Annotated in this window: 6 protein-coding genes and 1 pseudogene; 4 read left to right on the top strand and 3 right to left on the bottom strand. The window is 75.1% G+C overall.

Annotation, left to right across the window (positions count from 1 at the left end):
• Window positions 1-104 precede the first annotated feature (104 nt).
• Together ACFV0O_RS28080 and ACFV0O_RS28075 are read right to left on the bottom strand one after the other, a co-directional pair.
• Window positions 105-1181 (bottom strand): restriction endonuclease, encoded by a 1077-nt coding sequence (locus tag ACFV0O_RS28080; protein WP_360264312.1) that lies wholly within the window; start codon window positions 1179-1181, stop codon window positions 105-107.
• Window positions 1182-1258: 77 nt separating this feature from the next.
• On the bottom strand, window positions 1259-2128 hold the full coding sequence (locus tag ACFV0O_RS28075) for a hypothetical protein (RefSeq protein WP_380346429.1): 870 nt from the start codon (window positions 2126-2128) through the stop codon (window positions 1259-1261).
• A 118-nt stretch (window positions 2129-2246) separates the two neighbouring features.
• On the opposite strand from ACFV0O_RS28075, the gene ACFV0O_RS28070 reads away from it, so the two are divergent.
• Window positions 2247-2747, top strand: a complete 501-nt coding sequence (locus tag ACFV0O_RS28070; RefSeq protein WP_380346428.1) for an inorganic diphosphatase — start codon at window positions 2247-2249, stop codon at window positions 2745-2747.
• A gap of 199 nt (window positions 2748-2946) precedes the next feature.
• Here ACFV0O_RS28070 and ACFV0O_RS28065 read toward each other — a convergent pair whose 3' ends face one another.
• Window positions 2947-4206: a pyroglutamyl peptidase gene (locus ACFV0O_RS28065; RefSeq protein ID WP_380346427.1), complete on the bottom strand. Its 1260-nt coding sequence runs from the start codon at window positions 4204-4206 to the stop codon at window positions 2947-2949.
• Between the two features lie 69 nt (window positions 4207-4275).
• Between ACFV0O_RS28065 and ACFV0O_RS28060 the strand changes: the two genes are divergently transcribed.
• From ACFV0O_RS28060 to ACFV0O_RS28050, 3 genes and pseudogenes are all read left to right on the top strand, one after another.
• Window positions 4276-5532 carry a cytochrome P450 gene (locus ACFV0O_RS28060; protein WP_380346425.1) on the top strand — a complete coding sequence of 419 codons (1257 nt, stop codon included), beginning with the start codon at window positions 4276-4278 and terminating at the stop codon, window positions 5530-5532.
• Window positions 5533-5693: 161 nt separating this feature from the next.
• A pseudogene (locus ACFV0O_RS28055) lies at window positions 5694-6245 on the top strand (TerD family protein); the annotation flags it as partial.
• Window positions 6246-6855: 610 nt separating this feature from the next.
• Window positions 6856-7464 (top strand): hypothetical protein, encoded by a 609-nt coding sequence (locus ACFV0O_RS28050; protein ID WP_380346423.1) that lies wholly within the window; start codon window positions 6856-6858, stop codon window positions 7462-7464.
• Window positions 7465-7527 lie beyond the last annotated feature (63 nt).

The following is a 7527-nucleotide window of genomic DNA, read 5'->3' as shown; positions in this document are numbered from 1 at the left end:
CGGGGCGGGGCGGGGCCCGGGGGGGCGGGGGGCGGCGGGCGGGGGGGGGGGCGGGGGGGCGCCCCCCCCGCCCCCCCCCCCCGGCCCCGGTGGCCGGACGGGGCCTACGCCTCGTCGACCTCCAGGCCGTAGGCGACCACGGCCTGGCGCAGCCCGCCCGGGTAGCCGGCGAGGGCCGGGGTGAACTCCCAGTCCCCGGAGGCGTCGCGGTCGAACCGGCCGAGCCGCATCGCCGTGTTGGTCTCCGCGCCGTCGGCCAGGTGCATCACGGCGGCGTCCTGCTCGGCGCCGGTCTCCAGGATCAGTGCCGGTCCGGCGAACCCGGCCATGGTGGCGTCCGGGTGGTTCTCGGTGTCGGCGGCGGCGATGACGACGAGCCGGTCGACGTCGGCCGGCAGCGCGTCGAAGTCGACCATCAGGCAGGCGTTGGCGTCCTCGTAGCCGGTCACCAGCCGGACCGAGCCGTCGGGGGTGGAGCCGTTGTTGTAGAACACCAGGTGGTCGTCGGAGACCGCGACGTTCCCCCGGCAGACCAGGGCGGCGATGTCGTACTCCTCCTCCCCGGTCCAGTGCAGGAGCAGCCGGGCGGGTTCCGCGGCGATCTCGATCGCGGGCAGCCCGTCCAGGCCGGCCGCCTCGACGGAGGACTCCTCCTGGGCGGCCGCGAACACCTCGTGGAAGCCGTGGTGCTTGAGCAGGCCGACCAGCTCGGAGCCGTTGATCAGGGTGACGGCCTTGCCGGTGACGAACTGGTGCGAGCTGGGGCCGAACCGGCTGGTCGTGACGAGGACGGCCTTCGTCGCGGCCTCGTCGTGGCGCAGCGTCCCGTAGAGGTCCCGTACGGCCGAGGGCGGCACCGTGTCGCGGTACCGCTTGACCTGCACGATCACGTTGCCGCCGCGGAACGGGTCGGTGTCGACGCCGCGGACGTCCACCCCGCCGTCCCGGGACCGGGCGGTCAGCTCGACCTTCAGGCCCATCGACTCCATCAGCCGGGCGACGAGCTGCTCGAACTCGACCGGGTCCATCGCCACGAGGAGCTGGAGTTCGCGCACCCGCTTGGCCATCCGGCCGCGGTTGGCGTTGGTGTCGTCGCGGAGGTGGCGGAACAGCACGCGCTGGGCGCGGCGTTCGTCGGCGTCGGGGTTGCTGAGGCGGTGGAGTTTCCGGCTCCGGGACATGGAGTGCCCCCTCTTGCAGGTGACGATTGTTGCAGGCGTCACCGTAGGGGAATCGTGGGCGAAGTATTGTCGGCCCGTCAGTTCCGCTGCTCAATCGATACCTGGGCCGGCGGGGCGTCCGCCCGGCCCCGGTGCGGCGGGTGCAGTTCGAGCCGCCAGGCATGGGTGGTGTACGCGCCCATCCGGGTCGGGTGGCGTTCGACCAGGCTCACGTCGAGGCGGTCGCCGGTGCGGTGCAGCGAGCCGGTGAAGCGGTGCTGCCGGTCGGGGGCCAGCGGGTGCAGTTCGGCGAGGACGGCGTCGTCCAGGTCGCGCCCGACGGCCCGCAGGGTCCCGGCGTCGAGGACCAGGAGGGTGCCGTCGGGCAGCACCAGCGGCTCCGGGGCCTGCGGGTCGGCGAGCAGCGGGCCGCGTTCGATCCGCCCGCCGGGCAGCAGCCGCACCACCCGGCTCGCGGTCGGGCGGCGGCGGTCCGTCTCCACCACCCGCAGGCCGCTGCCGACGACGTAGTGGCCGTAGCTGCGCCAGGAGTCGACCAGGGTGCCGTCCCGGTCGTACGCCCAGGTGTCGAAGGCGTCGTAGCCCTCCAGCCCGAGGGCGAAGCGGCCGCCGCCGAGGGCCGCCGCGCGTTCGCCGCGGAGTTCGGCGACCGGGGTGCCGTCGGCGAGGTCGAGCAGCAGGGCCGGGCCGAGGTGGCCCCAGGCGGTGTAGTCGAAGGAGTCGGTGGTGACCAGCACCCGGTCGGCGGAGATGTGGGCCGCGTTCGGCCGGCCCGGGCAGGGCCGGCGCCAGCGGACCCGGCCGGCGGCCTCGACGCAGCTGAGTTCGCCGTCGCGGCCGTGCACCTCCAGCCCGTCCCGTCGGGCCAGCGGGCCCTCCGGGCGTCCCTGCGGCCGTCCGCCGCTCCTGCGTCGGTGGTCCGTGACCGTGACCCGCCAGCTCCCCATGGCCCGGATGCTAGTGGACTCCGCCGAACGGCGGAGGCGGTTTCGGGGGGTGCCCGAACTGCCGACACTCTCTCCGGGAGTCCGTGCGCTCTCCCGAGGAGCCGAGGAGGAGGCCGCGGTGGAGTTCGAGGTGATGATCGAGATCCCGCAGGGGTCGCGGAACAAGTACGTGATGGACTTCGCGGCGGGCCGGATCCGCCTCGACCGCACCCTGTTCACCGCCACCCGCTACCCCGCGGACTACGGGTACGTCGAAGGCACCCTCGGCGGCGACGGCGAGCCGCTGGACGCCCTGGTGCTCGGCGGCGAACCGGCCGTCCCCGGCTGCGTGCTGACCTGCCGGACGGTGGGCATGTGGGTGATGCGCGACGAGCGCGGCCCCGACCAGAAGGTGCTCTGCGTCCCGGCCCGTGACCCGCGCTACACCTCCCTGCAGGACATCGGCGACCTGCCCGAGTTCGACCTGCTGGAGATCACCCACTTCTTCCGGGTCTACAAGGACCTGGAACGCGGCAAGTCCGTCGAGGGCTCGCACTGGGCGGACCGCGAGGCCGCCCACGCGGAGATCGCCGCCTCGCGCGCCCGGGCCGCGGGGACGCACTTCGCCGGCCCGGCGTGAGCGGGCGGGAGCGGAGCGGGGGCGCGCCGCCGGCCGCCTCCTGGCCGGCCCGCACGCCCCCGGGCCGCCTCCTGGCCGGCCCGCACGGCCCCGGGTCGCCGCCTCCGGGTCGCCGCCTCCTCGGGCCGCCGGGCGGCGGGCCGGGCCGTCGGCTGCGGGACGGAGTCGCCCGCTGAGGGGCGGAGCCGTCCGCTGAGGGTCAGAGGCGGGCGCTGCTCAGGACGGCGCGGACCTGATCGGCGATCGCGGCCTCGTTCTGCTCGAACTCCGGTGCGGTGAGCCGGTTCCGGTCCGCCGGGAGGCCGGTGAGGACCGGGGTGTGGAGGTGGCCGCCGGGGAGACCGGGGGCGAGGTCGAGGCGCAGGCGGTTGGAGCGGTAGGCGACCTCGTTGGAGAGGTAGCCACCCCCGCCGCCGGCGACCGCGCGGGAGCCGGGGGTGGGGCCGTCGGTGCGGACGACGGGGTCGGTGGCGCCGGCGGGGATCTCGGTGACGGGGGTGTTGAGCAGCACCGGGTAGGGCTGCTGGACCGCCGTCATGGCGTCGGTGGGCAGGGTGGTGCGGATGAACTGGGGCCCGGCGGCCAGACCGGGGGCGTCGACCGGGTGCCGGGTCGTCCCGCCGGAGAGGGCGGCGACGTTGTCGGTGGCCGGGTCGGCGGAGCGGGCGCGCCCGGCCCAGGCCTCCAGGGTGAACGTGCCGGGGTAGCCCTGGCTGATGCTGGTGATCAGGTCGGCGGCCTGCGGGCCGGGCACCAGGTGCGGGCCGAAGGCGCGTTCCACGATGCCCTCGTCGAAGTCGCGGTAGCGGACCGGCAGGACGACGGCCCGCACCTCGGCGGTGCTGCCGTCGGCGAGGGTGATCCGCCGTCCGTTCAGCTGCAGGACGGCCGCGCCGGAGGGGTTGGCGCGGCGCGGCTCGCTGTCCAGGCCGTACGGGTCGAAGCCGCTGACGAAGATCCGGCGCACGCCGGGCGCGGCGGCGAAGCGGTCGCCCAGGCCGCGCGAGGCGTCCTCGAAGCGGGCCCGCAGCCCGGCGCGGTCGACGGTGAACCCGGGCTGCCAGTCCGCCAGCCGCACGGTCATGGCGAGCCGGGTCCAGTACAGCGGGCGGTCGTCGCGGGCGGGCAGTTCGCCGCTCGGCCGCCGGCCCTGGGCGCGGTCCACGCCGGCCTGCCAGAGCGCCCGGCCCCAGGCGTCCACCACCTGCTCCGCCCGGTGGGCGGTGCGGGCGGAGCACAGGGCGGCCGGGAACCCCCGGAGCAGGTCGCGCAGGCCGGACCGCTCGGTGAAGGCGGCCGTGCGGGCGTCCTGGAGGCGGGCCTGCTCGGCGTCGGGCGCCGCCGTGGTGACGGTGCGGCAGCCGCCCGCTTCGGCGTGGGCGGCGGCCGGGGCGAGCAGGGCGGCGAGCGTTCCGGTGAGGGCGGCGGCCAGTCCGGCGGTACGGCGGAGAAGTGTCATGTTACCTGACAATAGGTCCGGACCTGACGCCCCGCCAGGGTGCCGCCGCACGGCCCGTAGGCTGGGCGGGTGACAGCGCCCGACCTCACCCTCGCGACCCTGATCGCCGATCCGTACGGCAGCTACACCCGGCTGCGCGCCGACGCTCCCGTCCACCGGGTCGTCGGCCCCGACGGCCTGCCCGTCTGGCTGGTGACCCGCTACCCGGACGTGCGCCAGGCCCTCGCCGACCCGCGGCTCGCCCTCGACAAGGTGCACGCCGCACCCGGCAACTACCGAGGCTTCGCGCTGCCGCCCGCGCTGGACGCCAACCTGCTCACCATGGACCCGCCGGACCACACCCGGATCCGCCGCCTGGTCGCCCAGGCCTTCGGCCCGCGCCGGATCGCCGCCCTGCGCGCCCCGATCGAGAAGGTCGCCGAACAACTGCTGGACGCCATGGCCCCGGCCGGTCGCGCCGACCTGCTCGCCGCGTACGCCGCACCGCTGCCGATCACCGTCATCTGCGACCTCCTCGGCGTCCCCGAGGACGACCGGCACGACTTCCGGGCCTGGACCGACAGCCTGATCACCCCCGACCCCGAGCGGCCCGAGGCGACCCGCGCCGCCGTCAAGGCGATGCTCGGATTCTTCACCGCACTGATCGAGCGCAAGCGCGCCCGACCCGGCGACGACCTGCTCTCCGACCTGATCGCGGTGCGGGACGAGTCGGTGCGGGACGAGGCCGTGCGCGAGGGGCAGGTCGGCGAGGGGCGGGAAGGTGGTCGGGCAGCGGCCGGGAACGACCGGCTCAGCGAGGACGAGCTGACCTCGCTCGCCTTCCTCATCCTCTTCGCCGGCTACGAGAACACCGTCCACCTCATCGCCAACGCCGTCCTCGCCCTGCTCACCCACCCCGAGCAGCTCGCGGCCCTGCGCGCCGAGCCGGAGCTGATCGACGGCGCCGTCGAGGAGTTCGCCCGCTACGACGGCCCCGCCCCGCTGGCCATCCGCCGCTTCGCGCGCGAGGACGTCGGCATCGGCGGCGTCACCGTCCCGGCGGGGGAGACCGTCCTGCTCGCCCTCGGCTCCGCGAACCGCGACCCCGGGCAGTTCGCCGACCCCGACCGGCTCGACCTGCGCCGCCGCGAGACCGGCCACCTCGCCCTCGGTCACGGCATCCACTACTGCCTCGGCGCGCCGCTGGCCCGGATGGAGACCGCCGTCGCGCTGACCGCGCTGCTGCGCCGCTTCCCCGGCCTCGCCCTCGACGTGCCGGTCGGGCAGCTGCGCCACCGCCCCACCCTGCGGGCCCGTGGCCTGCTGGAACTCCCCGTCCGGTACTGATCCGTGGTCGGTGCGGGGCGGGGGCCGGGCCGGGTTCGGTCCGGCCCCGGCCCGGGCGCGGTGCTGACGCGATCCTGACGGCGGGGCCGGGAACCGGTGCGAGTTCTACAGCGTTGTCGTAGTCGAACAGCGGAACTTCGTACGGTCGTGGAGGAAGTCCCATGAGTGTGGCCCTGACGAAGGGCGGCAACGTCTCCCTGGGCAAGCAGGCCCCCGGGCTGAGGGTGGTCCGGGTCGGCCTCGGCTGGACGGTCGCGGGCGGGTACGACCTGGACGCCAGTGCGCTGCTGTGCGGGGCGGACGGAAAGGTCGGCTCGGACCAGAACTTCGTGTTCTTCAACAACCTGCGGAGCCCGGACGGCTCGGTCCGCCACCAGGGGGGCTCCGGCGGCGGGGCCGACCGCGAGCAGATCGAGGTCCGGCTGGCAGAGGTCCCCGCCGCCGTCGAGAAGATCGTCTTCGCGGTGGCGATCTACGACGCGGCGCAGCGGCGCCAGAGCTTCGGGCAGGTCCGCGGCGCGTACGTCCGGATCACCGACCCGGACGGCGGCGCCGAGGTGGCCCGCTACGACGTGGCGCCGGAGGCGGGCAGCGAGACGGCGATGGTGTTCGGCGAGCTCTACCGGCACGGCGCGGACTGGAAGTTCCGGGCCGTCGGTCAGGGGTACGCTGCGGGGCTCGCGGGCATCGCCGCCGACTTCGGCGTGGACGTCCTGCAGCCCGCTCCGGCAGCCCCGCCCGCCCCTGCCCCGGTGAAGCCGGCCGTGCCGCCGGCCCCGCTGCCGCCGGCGGTTCCCGTCGCAGCGCCCCCCGTTCCGCAGACCCCGCCAGTACCAGGGAGTTCCCCCGTGACGTGTTTCTTCGACCCCTCGCACGGTGCCGGCACGACGGCGGTGTTGTGGTCGCCGCAGTGGGGCGTGCCGCGCCAGATCGAGACCTGCGTCGCCTGCGCCCAGCGGGTGCAGACCACCGTCCCGCCGTTCTACACCCCGCAGCAGGGGTACCCGCAGCCCGTCCAGCAGCAGGGGTACCCGCAGGCGCCCGTCCAGCAGGGGCCGCAGGGCCAGCAGGGCCAGGGAGGCGGACGCCGCTTCGGCACCGGCGCGCTGATCGGCGCGGGCGCGGCGGGCCTGGTCGGTGGCGCCCTGCTGAGCGAGGCGTTCGACGACGGCCCGGAGGTCGTCGTCAACAACTACTACGAGGACGACGGCCTCTTCTGAGCCGCCGGGCGAGCCGTCAGGGTGGCACCCCGGCGGCCCCCGTTGTCGGAGCGGTGCGTTTGAATGGCGTCGGCACACCGTTCCGACCGGGGGAGACGCACCGATGACCACGCCTGATGCCGAGCTGCTCGCCGCGGCCCTTACCCCCACCGCGGCCTGGCTGGAGTCCTGCTTCGGTCCGGGCGCGCTGTGGCGGCCCGAGACGCTGCCCGAGCGCCTGAAGGACCGCGGGACCCGTGAGTTCCTCGCCGGGGTGGGTCTGCCGGCCGTCGAGGTCGACCTCGTCGACTACGACGCGACCGGCCTGCCCGAGCGCGGGATGTGGGAGGCGGACCTCGACGAGCTGTTCGGCAACCGCACGCCGGACGACGACACCCCGCCGAGCACCTGGGGGTACTGCGTCGGGACGTTCGGCGAACTGCACATGATGGTCGACGCGGAATCCGGCACCGTGCAGATCTACGACCCGAACGGCTGGGACCACGCGAGCGGCCACCGCGGCGAGGCGGCCGGCTCCCTGCCGGGGCTGATCGGCGCGCTGGCACTGCTGGCCCGCTTCGACGGCCGGATCCGCAACGGCGAGGCGAAGAGCGCGCTGGACGAATTCGTCGCGCTGCTGGAGGAGTTGGGCCAGGGTCCGGAGGATTCCGAGCTCTGGAGCGACGTGGTGGAGAGCCTCCGGGAGGAGTACGAGGACCTCGACGAGGACTGATCTCGTGACCACATCCACCGTATGAACCGCATGCACCGCATGATTCGCGTCCATGGCACGCAC

Origin of the sequence: Kitasatospora sp. NPDC059577, assembly GCF_042735475.1 — a bacterium.
Lineage (GTDB): Bacteria > Actinomycetota > Actinomycetes > Streptomycetales > Streptomycetaceae > Kitasatospora.
The sequence above is the reverse complement of the archived record's forward strand: the minus strand, read 5'-3'. Positions and strand labels throughout refer to the sequence as shown.

Excerpts from the sequence above, each read along its gene's own strand:
- ACFV0O_RS28080 (WP_360264312.1), bottom strand. The coding sequence starts at position 1,181 with ATGTCCCGGAGCCGGAAACTCCACCGCCTCAGCAACCCCGACGCCGAC.
- ACFV0O_RS28075 (WP_380346429.1), bottom strand. The coding sequence starts at position 2,128 with ATGGGGAGCTGGCGGGTCACGGTCACGGACCACCGACGCAGGAGCGGC.
- ACFV0O_RS28065 (WP_380346427.1), bottom strand. The coding sequence starts at position 4,206 with ATGACACTTCTCCGCCGTACCGCCGGACTGGCCGCCGCCCTCACCGGA.
- ACFV0O_RS28050 (WP_380346423.1), top strand. The coding sequence starts at position 6,856 with ATGACCACGCCTGATGCCGAGCTGCTCGCCGCGGCCCTTACCCCCACC.